Annotated in this window: 11 protein-coding genes and 3 CRISPR repeat arrays (1 of these 14 cut by a window edge); all 11 genes read right to left on the bottom strand. The window is 65.3% G+C overall.

Annotation, left to right across the window (positions count from 1 at the left end; translation table 11 throughout):
• Positions 1–1,674: a CRISPR direct-repeat array (repeat unit 27 nt; unit sequence GGCTCATCCCCGCTGCGCGGGGAGCAC) (it extends 695 nt beyond the left edge of the window).
• Between the two features lie 40 nt (positions 1,675–1,714).
• A complete protein-coding gene (gene cas2e / locus AB0I43_RS09230; protein ID WP_357431637.1) occupies positions 1,715–2,092 on the bottom strand; it encodes a type I-E CRISPR-associated endoribonuclease Cas2e in 378 nt (125 codons plus the stop codon).
• Positions 2,086–2,847 (bottom strand): type I-E CRISPR-associated endonuclease Cas1e, encoded by a 762-nt coding sequence (gene cas1e, locus AB0I43_RS09225; protein ID WP_357431635.1) that lies wholly within the window; start codon positions 2,845–2,847, stop codon positions 2,086–2,088. Before cas1e ends, cas2e begins: the two co-directional genes overlap by 7 nt.
• Positions 2,844–3,041, bottom strand: a complete 198-nt coding sequence (locus AB0I43_RS09220; RefSeq protein WP_357431633.1) for a hypothetical protein — start codon at positions 3,039–3,041, stop codon at positions 2,844–2,846. The genes cas1e and AB0I43_RS09220 overlap by 4 nt, the downstream gene beginning before the upstream one ends.
• The gene (cas6e, locus tag AB0I43_RS09215) at positions 3,038–3,751 is read right to left on the bottom strand and encodes a type I-E CRISPR-associated protein Cas6/Cse3/CasE (protein WP_357431631.1); all 714 of its coding nucleotides are present in this window, start codon (positions 3,749–3,751) and stop codon (positions 3,038–3,040) included. Before cas6e ends, AB0I43_RS09220 begins: the two co-directional genes overlap by 4 nt.
• Positions 3,751–4,461, bottom strand: a complete 711-nt coding sequence (cas5e, locus tag AB0I43_RS09210) for a type I-E CRISPR-associated protein Cas5/CasD (RefSeq protein WP_357431629.1) — start codon at positions 4,459–4,461, stop codon at positions 3,751–3,753. Before cas5e ends, cas6e begins: the two co-directional genes overlap by 1 nt.
• Positions 4,458–5,591, bottom strand: a complete 1,134-nt coding sequence (gene cas7e, locus AB0I43_RS09205; RefSeq protein ID WP_357431962.1) for a type I-E CRISPR-associated protein Cas7/Cse4/CasC — start codon at positions 5,589–5,591, stop codon at positions 4,458–4,460. The genes cas5e and cas7e overlap by 4 nt, the downstream gene beginning before the upstream one ends.
• Positions 5,592–5,596: 5 nt before the next feature.
• Entirely contained in the window at positions 5,597–6,286 is a 690-nt protein-coding gene (gene casB / locus AB0I43_RS09200) for a type I-E CRISPR-associated protein Cse2/CasB (RefSeq protein WP_357431627.1), read from the bottom strand.
• The gene (casA, locus tag AB0I43_RS09195) at positions 6,283–7,920 is read right to left on the bottom strand and encodes a type I-E CRISPR-associated protein Cse1/CasA (RefSeq protein ID WP_357431625.1); all 1,638 of its coding nucleotides are present in this window, start codon (positions 7,918–7,920) and stop codon (positions 6,283–6,285) included. Before casA ends, casB begins: the two co-directional genes overlap by 4 nt.
• An 894-nt stretch (positions 7,921–8,814) precedes the next feature.
• Positions 8,815–11,574, bottom strand: coding sequence for a CRISPR-associated helicase Cas3' (cas3, locus tag AB0I43_RS09190; protein WP_357431623.1), 2,760 nt, complete (start codon positions 11,572–11,574; stop codon positions 8,815–8,817).
• 171 nt (positions 11,575–11,745) lie between these two features.
• Positions 11,746–13,812: direct repeats of the CRISPR family, unit length 28 nt; unit sequence GGGCTCATCCCCGCTGCGCGGGGAGCAC.
• Positions 13,813–13,886: 74 nt separating this feature from the next.
• Entirely contained in the window at positions 13,887–15,056 is a 1,170-nt protein-coding gene (locus tag AB0I43_RS09185; RefSeq protein ID WP_357431621.1) for an ImmA/IrrE family metallo-endopeptidase, read from the bottom strand.
• A gap of 119 nt (positions 15,057–15,175) precedes the next feature.
• Positions 15,176–15,862, bottom strand: a complete 687-nt coding sequence (locus AB0I43_RS09180) for a hypothetical protein (protein ID WP_357431619.1) — start codon at positions 15,860–15,862, stop codon at positions 15,176–15,178.
• A gap of 273 nt (positions 15,863–16,135) precedes the next feature.
• A CRISPR array of direct repeats spans positions 16,136–16,945; the repeat unit is 21 nt; unit sequence GGGCTCATCCCCGCTGCGCGG.
• Positions 16,946–17,045: the final 100 nt, after the last annotated feature.

The raw sequence follows: 17,045 nt of genomic DNA, 5'->3' as shown, positions 1-17,045 counted from the left end.
TCAGCGCCACGTTGTCCTCGGCTTGCGGGCTCATCCCCGCTGCGCGGGGAGCACAGAACTGGCGTGCACGCTCGCCGCCGGTGAGGACGGCTCATCCCCGCTGCGCGGGGAGCACGTCCATCGACCAGCCCAGACGCCGGCCGGTGCGGGCTCATCCCCGCTGCGCGGGGAGCACGTTCATAGATTCTCGATTCCTTCCAATCTGCGGGGCTCATCCCCGCTGCGCGGGGAGCACCACTTCCCACATGGTCGCGTCGTCGTCGCCGAGGGCTCATCCCCGCTGCGCGGGGAGCACGATCTTCTCGTGCGGGTCGTCGTGGGTGAGCAGGGCTCATCCCCGCTGCGCGGGGAGCACCTGCCCGCCGACTACGCGCACCCGTGGACGCTGGGCTCATCCCCGCTGCGCGGGGAGCACTGAGCCTCTGATTCTGGGCCCGGCCCCCGCTGGGGCTCATCCCCGCTGCGCGGGGAGCACATTGATCCATTAGCTCGCGCACCGTCGGCAGTCGGCTCATCCCCGCTGCGCGGGGAGCACATCTGCCAGCCCTCGTATCAGAACCAGATCCAGGGCTCATCCCCGCTGCGCGGGGAGCACATCCATGTCCGGTGCCTCTCCTGTCGTCGTTTGGGCTCATCCCCGCTGCGCGGGGAGCACGTCACCGACGGCAGCGACATAGGCCGCGATTGCGGCTCATCCCCGCTGCGCGGGGAGCACATCGAGGAGGTTCGGAACAAGGAGTACGACCGGGGCTCATCCCCGCTGCGCGGGGAGCACGACCTCTCCAGCGCGGCCGCGGGCGAGGCCCTGGGCTCATCCCCGCTGCGCGGGGAGCACCATGGTGCCGCCCTGGAGGGCGTTCGGGGCGCGGGCTCATCCCCGCTGCGCGGGGAGCACGCCTGATCGCCCGGTTGGACAGCCACCGGGAAGGGCTCATCCCCGCTGCGCGGGGAGCACGCGTACAGCTTGATCTGGAATTTCGTCGAGTGGGGCTCATCCCCGCTGCGCGGGGAGCACCCGGGTGTCGACACCGACTACGGCACCCGCCAGGGCTCATCCCCGCTGCGCGGGGAGCACTTGCCGCCGGTGATGCGCAGCCAGTTGGCGTTGGGCTCATCCCCGCTGCGCGGGGAGCACTCGGTCTCGGACTTGTTCCAGCCGTCCTGGAACGGCTCATCCCCGCTGCGCGGGGAGCACATCAACGCCCCCGACCTCACGAGGTCGGGGGCGGGCTCATCCCCGCTGCGCGGGGAGCACCGCGGCGCGCGCGTCGATCGCGCGGTTCACCTTGGCTCATCCCCGCTGCGCGGGGAGCACCCCATTTCGGCGGGCATGCTCATGCCGGGCAGGGCTCATCCCCGCTGCGCGGGGAGCACATCCCGGCGTCGGTCGGGTCGGCGATGCTGAAGGGCTCATCCCCGCTGCGCGGGGAGCACCTGGGATCGCCGATTCTGGCGCTGCGCAGCCGGGGCTCATCCCCGCTGCGCGGGGAGCACATGGCGTGGGAGCAGGTGCCCGGCCGCACCAAGGGCTCATCCCCGCTGCGCGGGGAGCACCTCGACCGCGTGCTGCTCCGGGCCGTGCAGGCGGGCTCATCCCCGCTGCGCGGGGAGCACCCGCTACGAGATCGACCGTCGCGGACGGGCGTGGGCTCATCCCCGCTGCGCGGGGAGCACACTTCGTGACCAGCAGGTTTACAACCCTGGGAAGCGTTTTTCATTCACTTTCGGTCGGGCCCCTGCTTTCGCGAGTACGTGACGCCTTGCGGTAACGGCTTGCCTTGCTCCACCCCGACCGCGGCCGGCCCGGCTTCTGGTCGCCGGTGTGTCGTCGACGCATCAAATAGACACCGTCCACATCGACCGGCTCCCACTCGTGGCGATGAACCTTGAAGGCAAGCCGCTGCTCGCTTCGCGTTTTATAGATCATGATCGCGCGACCGTCCTTACTCAATTCCACAACCCGCGCCCACGCCAGATCCCGTACCCGCGCACTGACAACTCCCACAAAAACACCGGGACTCACTTCGAGAAACCAGCGCGTCAGGTGCCCCCGCAACCCCACCGGGCACACGGTCAGGACGAGGACTACCACGGCACCTCCTCCTCGTCCTCACAATAGGAAGTTCCCGCAGCCACAACACCTTTGCGGTCCCAGAGTTCAACGACGTCACCGTCCCACTGCTGAGCTTGCTCAGGCTCACCAGGCAACAGCAGCGAATGGATGTCACGGCAACATCGAGAGAGAAGCTCGCCCTCGTGGATCGCATCCCGCACCGCACGACGGGTAGCGGCCGGTATGTCATCACCTCCTTCGGCGGCAACGGTGAATGCGATCGGAATCGCGAATTCAGCTTTGTACAGATCAGCCACGTCGAACACGAACGACCGCTCGCGGCCGGTGTGCACGATCCCCAGACCCGGCGAGCAGCCCAGAGCGACGATCACCGCGTGCGCGACCCCATAGAGACAGGTGGTCGCCGCGGAGAGCGCTTGATTGATCGGATCCCCGCCCGTGAAATCGAGCGGGTCGTAGGCACGGCGCTTCCACTCGATACCTACGCGAGCGGCATGCTCGCGGTAGAGACGACGAACGCGCGCTCCTTCCCTGCCGCGCAGCTGCTGCATCGTCAGCGGACCGATGTCCTCGTCGGGGAAACGCATCTGATACATCGCATGGGCAATCCGGAGACGTTCGGCCTGGTTCGACACCGCCAGTGCCTGAGCCTCGAGCAGGCGCGAAGTCCGCGCCAGCGAGCGACCGTGTGCGTAATAGCGGACGCCGCGCTCCCCCACCCACACTGCGGTCGAACCGCTTTCGGCCTGCAGCATCATCGCCTGATGGGTCACACGAGTTCCCGCCCCAATATCAACGCACCCAACGTGGCGGCTGGAATGTGTACCACTCCGCGTTCGTCGGTTGCGGTGATCGCGTTCGAATCGCGATGGATCACCGCTCGTTCGAGGTAGAGAAACGACAACCGGTCCTGCGCGCGCACCAACTCGCCGATGCGGACCGGCCGCACGCCGGGAATTTCGGTCATCGCGATGGAGCCAAGGTCAGCAAACCACACCCGTACCCTTTGGCGCGCCCGATGCCCTGGACCATCGCTGTTCGTAGAAGCGCGGGATCTGCGACGACCAGTGTCCCCTCGTAGGAGGCGACCGAAAGCGTGACGGTCCTACGCTGGCGGGGCTTTCCTCCGGCCTCCGTGCCGACCTTCTTGCCGAACTGCACCGTTTCGCGGGCGACGACCGCCACGTCGCCTTGTCGATCGCCCGCGGGTCCACAGCTATCGAACTCGAAACCCAGGCGGTCGGCCTTGTTGCGCAGCCAGTCCAGTTGCCCATCGGCGTTCAGCCCTATCCGTTTGCCGCGCACCATGTTTCCCTCTGCATCTTTGATGTTGGTTGTATAGACGGGGTTGGCGGTGAGCCGGAAATGCCAGCGTTGCCCGGCGGTGAGGCTGTCGAGGAGCTCGCCGTATTTGCGAGTGGACCATGCCGTGGTGGTCGGCCACCCGCATTGTTCGACGATGTGAGTGAAGTCGGGTTCGACCGGGCTGACCACATACAGATTGAGTTCATGGCCGGAGTGGTCGAGTCGCCACAGGACCCGCGCAGCGGCGCTGTTGCGCTCCAACGCTTCTGGCGGGAATGACGACATCACCGCGGCATGGATGGCGTGGCGGGAGCTCAGGAATTTCTGCGTTCCGCGGCGAGCCGGATTCAGCGGGATCCTGGACAGGAACATCAGGCGCCTCCCAAGGCGGCAAAGGGGTCATGGGTATCGAGGCGTCCGTCGGGGTTCTCGACTGTGGTGCGGTCGGCGATCACGGTGCGCCAGCCGTACTCGCGACGAACCGGGTTGAAATCGATCGGGACGTCCTGCACCTGTTCCGCGAAAGGTTCGGGCTGGTCGCCGGGGATTTGATCGCGGTAGATCGGCAAGTACACCCGGCCAGGTTGGCGGCGTCGATACCAGCTCGATGCCTGCCACGCGGTATCTGCCAGGGCAGTCGCCAAGTCGGTTTCCACGATCTGTCCCAGAACCAGCGATTCGGTGACCGGGCACGAACGGCGCCCCAGATACAGCGGGAACTCCGGTCGGCTCAACGCTGTCGCGATGCCTTCCAACATGTTCCGCTCCCCGGCCACGGCCGCGACGAACACGGCGTCGGCCAGGTAGTAGCGCTCGGAGAGCGGAAACGACTTCTTCTTGTCGAGGCTGAGCGCGACTTGGAAGTCCCGGACCAGGGTGCCCTGCTGGTCGATGCGGACGCCGAACGCCAGACCGGTCAAGGCTTCCTCGATCTGGGCGGTCCGTCGTTGGCCTCGAGCGGCGGCGATCAGCCCCAGAACTCCGCTTTTGGAGGGGTACTGCTGGGTGTCTCGGCGGGCGTAGCGGCTGGCTACACCCCAGGACTGCAACGGAGCCGCCAGCCTCAGCAACAACACGCTCACCGCAGCGCCTTCAGCGCGGTCTCGACGACGGCGGTGATCTTTTCGACCGCGCTGCTCAACGATTCGGGCTCGCCCAGTTCTTCGAGATGTCCTTCCCCGTCGCCGGTCGTGACGACGAAGTTCACTGTCTTGCCGTTGCCGAAGGATTTCTCCAGGGCCTGATAGCGGGTGACCAGGGCTTTGGCCGCGTTGGCAGCGCGGGCGGCTCCGACCGCGTTGATCGGGTCCTCGAAGGCGTTGACCAAACTCACCGGCTGGTCGGTGCGCACGCTGATCAGGACCACATCGGGGAGGGTCCGGTTGGCGAAGGTGTTCTGTTTGCCGGTCGGCATGCTCGTGACGAACGCGGAGACGAACGTCGACGTCGCTGCGATGGTGGCTTTGTCGTCGCCGAGGTTCTCGCGCAGCATCGCCACGTTGAGCGTCGCGTAGCGGTAGAGGGTGGAGGAGTTGAACTCCACCAAACCGATCATGTCCGCGCCGGCGGTGTCGTGTGGTTTGCGGTCATCGACTGCGGTGAAATAGTCGAATTCACTGGTGACGGCGTGCACGCTGATGGCGTGGGCGACCTGGGCGGCGGCGTCGACGTTGAGATCGGAGGCATCGGCGACCATCCGACCGAACAACGCCACGTCGATGCTGTTTGCGCCGTGGCCCGCCGCGCGAGCGGCGTTCTTGTCGACCGGTTTCCCGGTCCGGATCGCTTCCACGGCCAGATCCGCCAACCGTTGGATCTGTGAAGCGCTCAAGAACAACAGGTATTTCGACCGTGCGGCTTGGTCGCCGGCTTCCTCGGTGTCGGTGTCGTCCTTCTTTCGGGCCTTCGGCTTGTCGAGCTTGATCCCGGCCGCGCTCAGCACCTGTTCTGCGGCTTGCCCCCGGGCCTCGGCGTCGGAGACCTCGTCGCCAATGCGCTCGACGATCAACTCGACGACGCGTTTGGTACGGACCCCCAGAGTAGCTGGATCCAGAGTTTCCTTGAATGCCTCCCGGGTGGCGCGCTTCCATGCCTGGCTCGAGACCCGGGCGCGCGGGACTCCTCCGTAGACAGCGCTTTTCGGGCTGCCGTTGTCGTCGCGGTTGAGGTTGCTGGGCGGAACGGTCTGCAGGACATGCACGTCGATGAACATCCGGGTCACTGATCTTCTCCTGTCGTATCGAGCAGCGTGTCGCTGCCCGCGGCTTCGTCGGTGATGGCTTGGTCGGTGGCGGGTTGGTTGGTAGCCGGTTTGTGGTGGTAGTCGCGGGCCCAGCTCAGTTGCACCCAGTCCGGGTGAGGTCCCTGCAGTCGGCGCAGATCACGAGCCAGGCGTCCGTAGTCCAAAGGGATGGAGTGGGTGCGGAGTTGGCCGATCAGCGAGCGCAGATGCACCAGCCGCGCCTGGTGCTGGGTCGCGGCGTTCAGGGCGTGAAAGCGCGTCAGGATAGCTTCGGCCGAGGACGCCTTCTCCCCGAGTTGGCGTATGGCCGCCCCGAATCCTGCTCCGGATCGGTGCATGCGTTCGGTTTTCTTGGCTTGCTGGTGCCAGGCGAACAGGACGATCGCGTCGTGGGCGGCACGTTCCCATGCTGTGGGCAGGCCCTCGCGGTGCTCGCCGAACCGGTCGGCGGGATCTGCCAAGCTGTCGGGTAGGTCGGCCAGAACATAGGCCCATGTCTCGGCTCTGGTGCCCGTTGCGGTGACCGCGCGGCGTAGTTTCGCGAGTGCGGCGACCGGGGCGGCCTTGTTGTCGAGGTAGCCCTGTTGCAGGATCCGAACCTGTTGTGCCACAAATTGTTCGAGTTCGGCGTCTTTGACGCGCTCAGGGGTGATCGGTGCGGTCACGATACGGTGACCTCCTTTTCGCTGGGATAGGCGGCAGGCAGGGCAAGGCGCAAGCGGCGCGTGAAGAGATTGATGGCCGCACCCGAATCCAGTTGTCTGTCATCGACTTTGCGCCCTCGCCGTGCGGGATTTCCGGCCATGGTGATCAGTTCGTAGCCGATCGGTTCGATGAAAGCGCGGACAATCACCTGCCACTGTTCGAGGCTGATCTCGAGGTCGCATCCGGGTTCCAGGGCGGCGAGCCAACGCCGATATGGGGCCTCCAGGGCGAAATAGCCGCGCCCGCCGGTTCTGGACCTTGCGCCGGTGGTTTCGCCGCCGGCGGCGGTGGCCAGGTTCGCGGCGAGTCCGGTCAGGGCGGCGACCGCGTTCTCCGCGATCGTCACCGCTTCGAGCGCGCAAACCCGCAATGCGGGATCAGATGCCAGCAGCGCGGCATGGAAGCCGAGGGTGTCGTCGATGCACTGTCCGACCACGGACTGATTGTTGACGTAATCCATGCCTGTGGCGTGCAATCGGATCGGGTATCCCGGATCCAGCTCGTCCTCCTCGATGAGGTGGTGGAGCCACTCGATCACCCCGGGGCTTATCGCGCGGCCTGTGACATCGGTGCGGTCGGCGACTCGGCCGAGCATCGAGGCCAGTCCTCGCCACAAGGCCCGGTTCGGGTCGTGGGTCAGGGGATAGTGGCGCGGCTGTCCGGGTTTGGATTGGTTCTTGCTATAGCGCCACGCGGTCATCGGTTCGATCAGATGCCGGTTGAACGGTTCGAGCGGATCCCCGTTGCACAGCACGACAGCGACGACGCCTGCTCTGTCACCGACCAGCCGCACCCGGCGGCTCTGCCAGGTGTAGAGGTCGACCGGGCCGGTGGGTACTGGGTCTGCACGAACGCCGGGACCATCTACCGCACGTTCCCAGGCAGGTAGATCCTGCGGCGAGTAGCGCTGGCCGTTGATATCGAGCAGAACCAGGTTCAGCAACAATGTCTCGCGCAGAGTCTGCCCCTCCACATAGATCCCACCGAGCCCACCGGCCCAGGACACTCCGATCGGATATCCCTTGTTGTTCTTGACCCGATCGTCGTCTACCGCACCGGTTTTGATGCCTGACGGGTCGAAGGCTTGGACGTGTACCAGCCATCGGGCAGCCTCGGCGGCATCGATTCGATCCAGCGAAGATCCCGCGCGGGTGGTGAAGTATTTCTCGCCGTTGGGTATATCGGCGATGATCTTGTCCAGCGGCTTGGTCTCGTTGTTCGCCGACCGCAGACCGGGGACCTGGAAGAACGGCTGCACCGGGTCGAAGAGCTGGAACCGGGCTCGGTGGTCGCTCAGATATTGCTCGATCTCGGCCAACGGCCAATTCTCTGCCCGCCATAGCTGAGCCCATACGCCGGTCGCGGTGCCGGTTCGCCGCGCCACCGAGCGAGTCAAGATGGCTAGGAGCAATCGCAGAATCGCGAAGGACTGCGTCGGCAGTTCTCCGGCCAGGGCCCTGAGTTCGGCTGCCCGGCCGAACACCTCACGAATCGACAGTTCTTGAGGACACCCTTGAACATCGGTGAGCTGGATCCAAGGGTCCTCCAGCAAATCGAAACCATCGGGTGGCCGTTCGACCACAGATCTTTCCACTTCTCCTCTATCCCTTCATCATCGACCAGCCGCGCTTCGTGAACATGCCGAAACCTTCGTACCCCGAGCGCATTGCGAGACTACGTCGCCCTACCGACAAAAACCGGAAGTTCCGATCCAAGGGGTACGAATTCGCCGAGGCAGCAGCATTTGACTGCTGTCGACGTGGACTCAGATCTCGACGGCCGTCATTCACCTACCAAATGTTCGCTTCCACATTCGGATCAAAGATGGCGACTGGTCGGCACTTTGATGACCTCAACAACCTGTGGACCAGGCGTGATCCGACCCGAAATTTGTTCAGCCCCGAGCGTTGACACGGCTGCCACCGTGCACATAAAGTTTCCCCGCACGGGTCAGTTGATCTGAACACGATCGACATTCTCGATAACGGGACTGAGCCAGCTCGCGGCTGAACACTCCGTGATGCCTTGATATTTCCCCGCGCCGCGGGGCTGCACGGCTGGAATACACCTGAGCATCTGACGCATTGAAACTGTCGGCCTGGCACCTCGCTTACACAGAAATTACGACACACGGGAAGGCCGTAATGCACGGTTGTAGAGCGTGTTACGAAAATTCGAACGCATCTAGCACAATTGCAGTGAGATTGATTCTCATCTTCACCATCTCAGCGACAGTTGTCGTAGCAGTGACATGCGCAGTCGGCACGGCGATCGGGCAAGCATGCTCGATGTTCGGTTCCGAACCGCGAGGAGCGATACTGGGATTAGCTTCGGGAAGCCTGACCGGGATCTACGTGGGAACACGGACGGCGCTGTGGCTGAACCGCTTGATCGAATAACCACGCAGCCCAGCGACGATGACCCGGGCTTCGTCGCCCTGCACTCGAAGACACCCGATTGGCTCGCGGCGGATCCACCGAGCACAGAGTCACGCGGGTCTGCGCGCGCGTTGGGCTCCCTTCCTTGATTCGACAGTCAACCCCAGCACTGTGTCGTACTGCAGAACCTGGTCGGCGACTTCGGCGGAATACTGCTCGTCGAGCTCGAGGACGAGTTCGCCTGCCAGCCAGTATGACTTCTGCCAGCCCGAATAGAAGTTGTCTTCGAGGGCGTCGATCACCTTCTTCATGCGACCGTATCGGGTCAGAGACGCCGGCAGCCGAATCGTGCAGCCTGCCAGCACTTTCGCAAGTCTCGCGGACGGTTCGGTAGCGGTCGGAATCGGTCGTCCGCCGAAGTCGGGAATCTCGGGCAACACGTGGATCTGCTCTCCGATGCGCTGTACCACGATCGCCTCGATCGTGTCCTCGGCATCGCGGACCTGTGCTTGTCCGCCGACGGTGTCGATGTCGTCCGGTGGGCTGGCGGCCAACCAACCGCGCAAGGTGCCGATCTCACTGATCGGTGACGCCAGCAGGTATGCCTGCGCCCGATCCCGCTGGTCGTGCAAAAATTGCCGCCACCGCTGTTCGGCAGCGCCGAAAGCATCCGACCACGCCGCCGGTACGTCCACGACCTCGGCATAGGCACCTTCGACCAGGCCCGGGATGTCAGCGGGCACATTCACCACTGTTTCCGAAGTCGAGAACAGCACCGCCGCCGCCCGAAGCAGCCTCGATTCCCCATACACCGCAACAGATCCTGACACCGGGACTGGCGGAGCTGCCCGCCAATCCATGCCGCGAACCAGACAGCGCGGCCGTGACAGCCTGTCCGGCCTCACCGCCCGCGCGTGGCGATGCAAGCGGCCGATGCGCTGCAACAGCAGGTCGACCGGTGCCAGATCGCTGATCAGCAGATCGAGGTCGATATCGAGAGTCTGCTCGATGACCTGCGTGCCGACCAGCACGAATCTGCACACAGGTCGCGGATCCCGGGCATCAGCCGGCGGGCCCAGCAGGGCACGCAGACGCTGCTCCAACTCCGAGCGATGAGCGGCCAGGAAACGGGAATGCACCAGCAATATATCGTCAGGTTCGACAACCTGAGCAGCGAGGAGCGCTGAGAACGTTTCCTGGGCTCGCCCGACGGTGTTGCAGACGATGCCAGCGACCCCGCCATCGGCGAGCTCTGTACGCACCGTCTCGACCAACGTCGCAAGATCGTCGCTGATCTGGATGATCTGGACCGCGAGGGAGCGGCCCGACGCCTCGATCACAGGGTTCGCCTCGACGGGCGGCCATACCGTGACGCACGGATACCCGCCACCGGCCTCCAGAGGGTCGGCGAGTCCGCCGCCGAGGCGACCACGCTGATACGCCGAAAGCAACGAATCACGCTGCGCAGGAGGCAGAGTCGCCGAAAGCAGCAGCACCGGAATCCTGTAGGCACCCAGCCATTCCAGACACCGGCACAGATACGTCGACATGTACATGTCCGCGGCATGCACCTCATCGATCACGACGACCTTGTTCGCCAAGGCCAAGTGCCGCAGCATCACGTGCCGCGACTTCAGCGCGGCGCGCAAGATCTGATCGATCGTTCCCACCACGATATTGGCCAGCGGGCCCTTCTTCCCGACCAACCACGAATGCGCGGCGATCGCACTGTCGCCACAATCGAGACCGATACCGGCGAAACCGCGGCGCTTCAACTCCGCGAAGTCCGGATTCAACGCAGCCTTACCGTGAGCGAGGAACATGCTTCCGGGCGTATCGGGCAGCCTCTGTACCCAGCGATTCACGCGGGCGAACATCGCATCCGAGGTCGCCATCGTCGGCAGAGCCATGAACACCCCACCCAATTCGAAACGGCGCACCAAGATCTCGGCCGCGGCCAGCGCCGCCTCGGTCTTTCCCTCCCCCATGGGTGCCTCGACGATCATCAGCCCGGCCTCGGGCATCCGCGCGGCCAAGTCCATGCACGCGACTTGCAGCGGCCGTATTCGAGCGCCGGCGGGCAGTTCGAAGCGCGACTGAAACAACTCCGCCTCGGGTTGAGGCCGAGGAGCCCACGGCGCCGGCAGACCCAACTGCTCCCATACCGCGGCGGCGGCCGGTTCCGAGTCACGGGCGCTGTCGAGGGCGAACAGATCTTGGTTGCTGGCAAGCCAATCCGAGACGATCACCGCCGCAGTCAAAAGAGCTTGCTGAGTCAGCGACAGTGACACCTGCTGCCACTGTCCCAAGCGCGGCTCGGCTCCTGTCACCGTGGTCATCTCAGCCAGCAATTCCTCCCGGCTTCGGGCCCATTGACCTGTCCCGAGCAGGGATGACAGATGCGGGGCGCGCGTAATTTCCTCCGGTGTAGGCGGGACACCGTGATGGCTACCGACCACGATCGAGTAGGTGGCCGCGACCTTTCGACGCCAACCCCGCAGCTGCAGAAAGCGGTCGAGTTCGATTTGACCGGCCAGCCCGTGCGGGAGCGAGCGCCGGTTCGCCGGTTCGTGCCGCCACGTCAATCCCTTGTCGTGCATCACTTCGGCCAGGGCACGCACCTGACAGGCGAAAGCCGGAGTCAACTTTCCGATGTCGTGAATGCCGGCGAGCCAGCACAACAGGATCCGGCCATCTGCATGCTCACCCGGTAACCCTGCGGCGATCGCGTCTTTGGTGTGTCGCGGCAACCAACGATCCCACACCAGGCTCGCGACCGCTGCTGAATCAGCAAGGTGCCGAACCAGAGACAGACTTCCACCATCTTTATCACTTTTAGCCCAAGCCGACAGAGTTGCATCCGACAGCATCCAAAACATCCTTCATAGTTAGCCAACAGCAACTGCACTACAGGGAACATACGAAGCCCCACCGACAAGTTCGCTACCTGCCGTGCGTGAGAGAGCTCATTCGGACAAGACGGTTCAACCTTCCTACAGAACACCCCTGGTAGGCCCCGGAGGAGGTATCGGAGGATCCCGCTGCTCATCCCCGCTGCGCGGGGAGCACGCTGAGCGCGGAACCAGCATGAACGCGCCCATGGGCTCATCCCCCGCTGCGCGGGGAGCACCTGCTCTTGATCGATGAACAGCAACCGGAGCCGGGCTCATCCCCGCTGCGCGGGGAGCACGGGGTTGCGCATCGCGCCGGTGACCACGACCGGGGCTCATCCCCGCTGCGCGGGGAGCACGGTGTGACCGTGCGCGGTTCTGGAGCGGCTAGGGGCTCATCCCCGCTGCGCGGGGAGCACGCTCTGTCCGCCGTTTGGCGGATCTGTCCCACGGGCTCATCCCCGCTGCGCGGGGAGCACCACCTACCCCAAAGGTCCCAGAAGTAGCCGTAGGGCTCATCCCCGCTGCGCGGGGAGCACGGATCCGACAGCGCGCTCGGGTGGAGGCGGTCGGGCTCATCCCCGCTGCGCGGGGAGCACGTCGCCCTGGAGGTAGTAGACGTTGCGGACCTGGGCTCATCCCCGCTGCGCGGGGAGCACATCGAAGGACGAGACGCCTGCGCCCCGGGTGTGGCTCATCCCCGCTGCGCGGGGAGCACCTCATCACCACCGACGGCGCGAGGTTGTGGGAGAGCTCATCCCCGCTGCGCGGGGAGCACCTGTCGTCGTAGGCGGTCCAGCCGCCGAATTCGGGCTCATCCCCGCTGCGCGGGGAGCACGAGCCAGCGAATTCCCGAAGCTGTTTCGGAGAGGGCTCATCCCCGCTGCGCGGGGAGCACCTCTACAACAGCCGGTCTCGCACGCCGCCGCAGGGCTCATCCCCGCTGCGCGGGGAGCACATGCCGTCCCATACCCGGTCGATCGCGTTGCCGGGCTCATCCCCGCTGCGGGGGGCACCAGATCCCGAAGTACGTCGCCGGGCCGGTCGGGGGCTCATCCCCGCTGCGCGGGGAGCACTACGCCGGGACCGGCAGTACCTATTCACCGGAGGGCTCATCCCCGCTGCGCGGGGAGCACGAAGCTGATCCCGAGCGATTGCAGATGGTGCTCGGCTCATCCCCGCTGCGCGGGGAGCACAGGATCTGGACGCGGGTTCCATGGAGACGGTGTCGGCTCATCCCCGCTGCGCGGGGAGCACCCGGTGAGCACCTGCCCGCCGGCGTTATATCCGGGCTCATCCCCGCTGCGCGGGGAGCACAATGTTTTCGCTGGTACCGCCTACATTTCCCGGGGCTCATCCCCGCTGCGCGGGGAGCACACGGGTGCTCGTGCTCCCACAGATGCGTCACAGGGCTCATCCCCGCTGCGCGGGGAGCACGCGTCCAGCCAGCTGCCCAGGCGGTGGGCGATGGGCTCATCCCCGCTGCGCGGGGAGCACTCAGCTGCCGTTCTTCTCCGTGGACTCCAGCAGGGCTCATCCCCGCTGCGCGGGGAGCACGAGGCACGTCAGACTGGCGACACTGCCGAACGGGGCTCATCCCCGCTGCGCGGGGAGCACGAGGCACGTCAGACTGGCGACACTGCCGAACGGGGCTCATCCCCGCTGCGCGGGGAGCACCCTCTCGGCGGCGGCCGGGTCGTGACGAGCGAGGGCTCATCCCCGCTGCGCGGGGAGCACTTGCGGCGTGACTCGCTCGGCGGGTTCGCCGGGGGCTCATCCCCGCTGCGCGGGGAGCACCTGGTCGCCGAGGGTGGCCAGTTCTGGGCGGAGGGCTCATCCCCGCTGCGCGGGGAGCACCGACCGTGTGAACCGCGTGTCGTCCAGGGAGAGGGCTCATCCCCGCTGCGCGGGGAGCACCACCTGATCGAAGGAGAACACCGTCATGTCCAGGGCTCATCCCCGCTGCGCGGGGAGCACTCCGAATTCACCAAGGAGTAACTCATGTCCTCGGGCTCATCCCCGCTGCGCGGGGAGCACATTCGGCGACTATCTCGCCTATTTCGTGGGGCGGGCTCATCCCCGCTGCGCGGGGAGCACCCGGTGCTACTGGGGATCTCGTCGTGGATCTCGGGCTCATCCCCGCTGCGCGGGGAGCACATGTGCTCGAGCAGGTCGCCGGCCTCGATGGCGGGCTCATCCCCGCTGCGCGGGGAGCACACTAAATGACCTGCAGGTTCACAGCCGACATCGACCATTTTGATTCACTTCGATACGTTGAGCGAGTTCGACAATCAGGCCCTTCGCCGTTGCCGGAATTGTTCGAACGCGATCACCGTCCCGCCTTTAGATCCCTCGGAAGTTGCCATAGACGGGGAAGCCGAGCGCACCGGCGCCGCCCGCTGCCCAGCCAGAAAGTCCTCGAGAACGTCTTGAGGCCAAATCAGCTGATGAGAGGCCAGCATCGCCGCGGAGTTCGCCCCATAGCAGCGCTCGACCCAACGTGCCAGCAGACGTGGACGCTCAGCTTCACGGGCGTCCCACCCCGGCTCCGTCTTGCCCCAAGTGTGGCCGGTGTCAGGATTAACGCGCGTGTAGAGCTGTCGGCGCAGCATCTCATAACGCTGCACATCGATCAGCTCCGAAGCCGACAAATGACGGATCAACGCACCGATAGAAATACCCCACTTCAACTTCAACGGAACAAGATTCATCAAAGACGGCACCTTGGGCACTTCGCCGGCGATGCAGGCAGCGGGAGCAAGCAACTCGGAGGCGAAACGTGATGCTTCCAGCTCCTGATCCTCGGTAACCTCACCGCCACCAGCGTGCAGCACGAGATGCCCGATCTCGTGGGCCACAGTCCAGCGAGTCCGTTCCCAGGAGCCGCTGGCTCGCACCACTACCAGCGGCCGATCACCGTATTCGCCGACCCGTGTGGAGTACCCCAGGTGCTTTTCCGATAGGCCGGTGTCGTCATCGACGGGATCCCAGCTCAGCGCGCCGGTGGAGCGGCTGCGCCGCAACCGGGTGATGACCGGGACGCCGCACCGTTCGGTCTCGTAGGTCAGATAGGAAATCGGTGCATCAGGTGAGATACCCATCCGTTCACGCACCGTGCCGGCTGCGTAGGTGACCGGAGTCCCGTTGTCGAAGATCGGCAGTTTCACCGGCGGCAACGGCCAGCGCGAATCCAGGCTGTCGAGGAAGTCTCCGAGGGCAGCAGCGAACTGCGCGAGGTACTCCTTCTCGGTCGACGTAGTGGACCGCGGTGCCCGGAACAACAGGTCTGCTGCGTCGACCCGGGAGCCGGGCGCGGTGGTAAAGAACTGGGGCGGGAACCGCAATACCTCGGTCATGCGCAAAAACTCGTCGTCCCCCAGTGACGAGGTCACGGCCTTCTCCAAGCGCGTTTGGCGAGCACCCTTCCAACCCAGCTCGGCCATCACCGCCTTGCTGGTCATACGGCGCAACACCCGCGCCTGCCTCACCCGGCTCCCGTACACATCAACAGTCATCGCAGCTTCGATTCAACAAGATCGGGGGTCGCCCACCGACAGCGACCCGCCCAGCACACCCGCACCTACGCCGGATCGTTGCCGGTTTCCTCGGCACCATGATCGAACTCGTCGAAGTCGTCCATCACGGTCTGGTCCCCGGCATTCGGATCCGCCGGCGCCGTGAACGGTACCGGGGCGGGTAACGGAGCCGATGCGAGTAGACGAACTTTTTTCGAGTCATCGATCGCGACCACGGCGACCAGTTCCGCCGAACCCAGCTGCATTTCCGCCTCGTCGAGCTGCCACAACACGAACAAGTCGAACGGAAGCATGCGTGAGTCGCGCACGAACACCGGTTCTTCCAAGCCTTCATCGAGCGCCATTTGCCGCGCCTGAGCAGCGGCTTCCCGCAAACCCGTCGGCGGAGGCTGGACCTCACGGGTGCGTTTACCCAGTACGTAACTCGGATACTTGCGCACGCGAATCAGATGCCCGGCCTGGTCTTTGAGAACGACCGACATCCCGAGGCCCTCCGACATCGTCATCGTCGAACGCGCCATCGCGGGGCGAGTCCCATCCATATGAAGCAGGGTCTGGCGCACGGTAGTGCAGCGAGTCTGCCCACCCATGTCAGCAGGATTGGGGAAGCGGTCGGCCCACCTCGACGCGGACTCCGAGACCGCGTCACGCAGGTCGGCGTGCAGGCGGGCCAGCGCAGCGTCATGCTGGCTGACAAGTTCATCCACCAGCAGCTGCGACTGTAGGTTCATGAACGAAATATTTCACATGTTTAGCTACTGCGCAATGATTGTCGCCTGTCGGAACAGTTTGATGGGGAAGCTGCGCTGTGAAAGCTCCTCGCATTCGTTCGTTCCGGCCGCGTTCCGTCTATTTCCCCATTCCAATCGAGCCAGACACCTCCGACCCAGGCCCATCCCCGCTACGCGGGAAGCACTGGGCGGCGGCGAACAAGGTCGGTGTGCAGGGCTTATCTTCGCTAGTCGGGAGCACTCCTATCCGACGAGATGTCGACCGGGTCGTCAAGCTTCATCTCCGCTGCGCGAGAGCACCTGAGCACCGACCACCCGTTGCCGACCGCCCCGGGTGAATCCCCGCTGCGCGGGGAGGACTCGCACAGGTAGCCGTCACCTGGCAGCCACAGAGGCTCATCCCCGCTGGGGGGAGCACGTCCTGCTCCCTTCCGAGGGCGCGGTCGTGGTGGGCCCATTCCCGCTACGCGGGGAGCACTGCACCAGGTTGTGGACCTTGCGGCGCTTGCCGGGCTCATCCCCGCTGCGCGGTGAGCACGTCCGCAGCGTGCGGACAACGGTGTTGTAGGTGGGCTCATCCCCGCTGCGCGGGGAGCACCACAGACGTTTTCGTCACCAACTGGCCGTCCTCGGGCTCATCCCCGCTGCGCGGGGAGCACTGAGCACGTCACGCCCAACCCGACGCGTGTGCGGGCTCATCCCCGCTGCGCGGGGAGCACACCGCGGTACGCGGTCTGCTCGGCGAGACACAGGGCTCATCCCCGCTGCGCGGGGAGCACTCGGCAGCACTCGCATCGCGCAGCAGGACAGTGGGCTCATCCCCGCTGCGCGGGGAGCACGGCACGAACAGCCTGTGCCCGGGCGTGGCCGGGGGGGCTCATCCCCGCTGCGCGGGGAGCACTCGTCCTGTCCGCACGCCTTCAGGGGGCCGGCCGGGCTCATCCCCGCTGCGCGGCGAGCACGCCCCGTCGCATTTCACGCTCACCCAGCCGACGGGCTCATCCCCGCTGCGCGGCGAGCACCGCCGGAGCGCTGAAAGCGTTCCGGGGCGGCCAGGGCTCATCCCCGCTGCGCGACGAGCACACTAAATAACCAGCAGGTTCTCAAGCGAGTTAGCCCTTTTAGATTCACTTTTCATCGACCGTACCGGGCCAGCCGAGGAACTTCTCTTGTGCCTGCGGAC

This window comes from Nocardia sp. NPDC050435, from assembly GCF_040655395.1.
Classification (GTDB): domain Bacteria; phylum Actinomycetota; class Actinomycetes; order Mycobacteriales; family Mycobacteriaceae; genus Nocardia.
The sequence above is the reverse complement of the archived record's forward strand: the minus strand, read 5'-3'. Positions and strand labels throughout refer to the sequence as shown.

What these genes read in the sequence shown, in the direction of transcription:
- cas3 (WP_357431623.1), bottom strand. Translation starts at nt 11,574, where the DNA reads ATGCTGTCGGATGCAACTCTGTCGGCTTGGGCTAAAAGTGATAAAGAT.
- cas7e (WP_357431962.1), bottom strand. Translation starts at nt 5,591, where the DNA reads ATGTTCATCGACGTGCATGTCCTGCAGACCGTTCCGCCCAGCAACCTC.
- cas6e (WP_357431631.1), bottom strand. Translation starts at nt 3,751, where the DNA reads ATGTTCCTGTCCAGGATCCCGCTGAATCCGGCTCGCCGCGGAACGCAG.
- AB0I43_RS09185 (WP_357431621.1), bottom strand. Translation starts at nt 15,056, where the DNA reads ATGACCAGCAAGGCGGTGATGGCCGAGCTGGGTTGGAAGGGTGCTCGC.
- AB0I43_RS09180 (WP_357431619.1), bottom strand. Translation starts at nt 15,862, where the DNA reads ATGAACCTACAGTCGCAGCTGCTGGTGGATGAACTTGTCAGCCAGCAT.
- AB0I43_RS09220 (WP_357431633.1), bottom strand. Translation starts at nt 3,041, where the DNA reads ATGACCGAAATTCCCGGCGTGCGGCCGGTCCGCATCGGCGAGTTGGTG.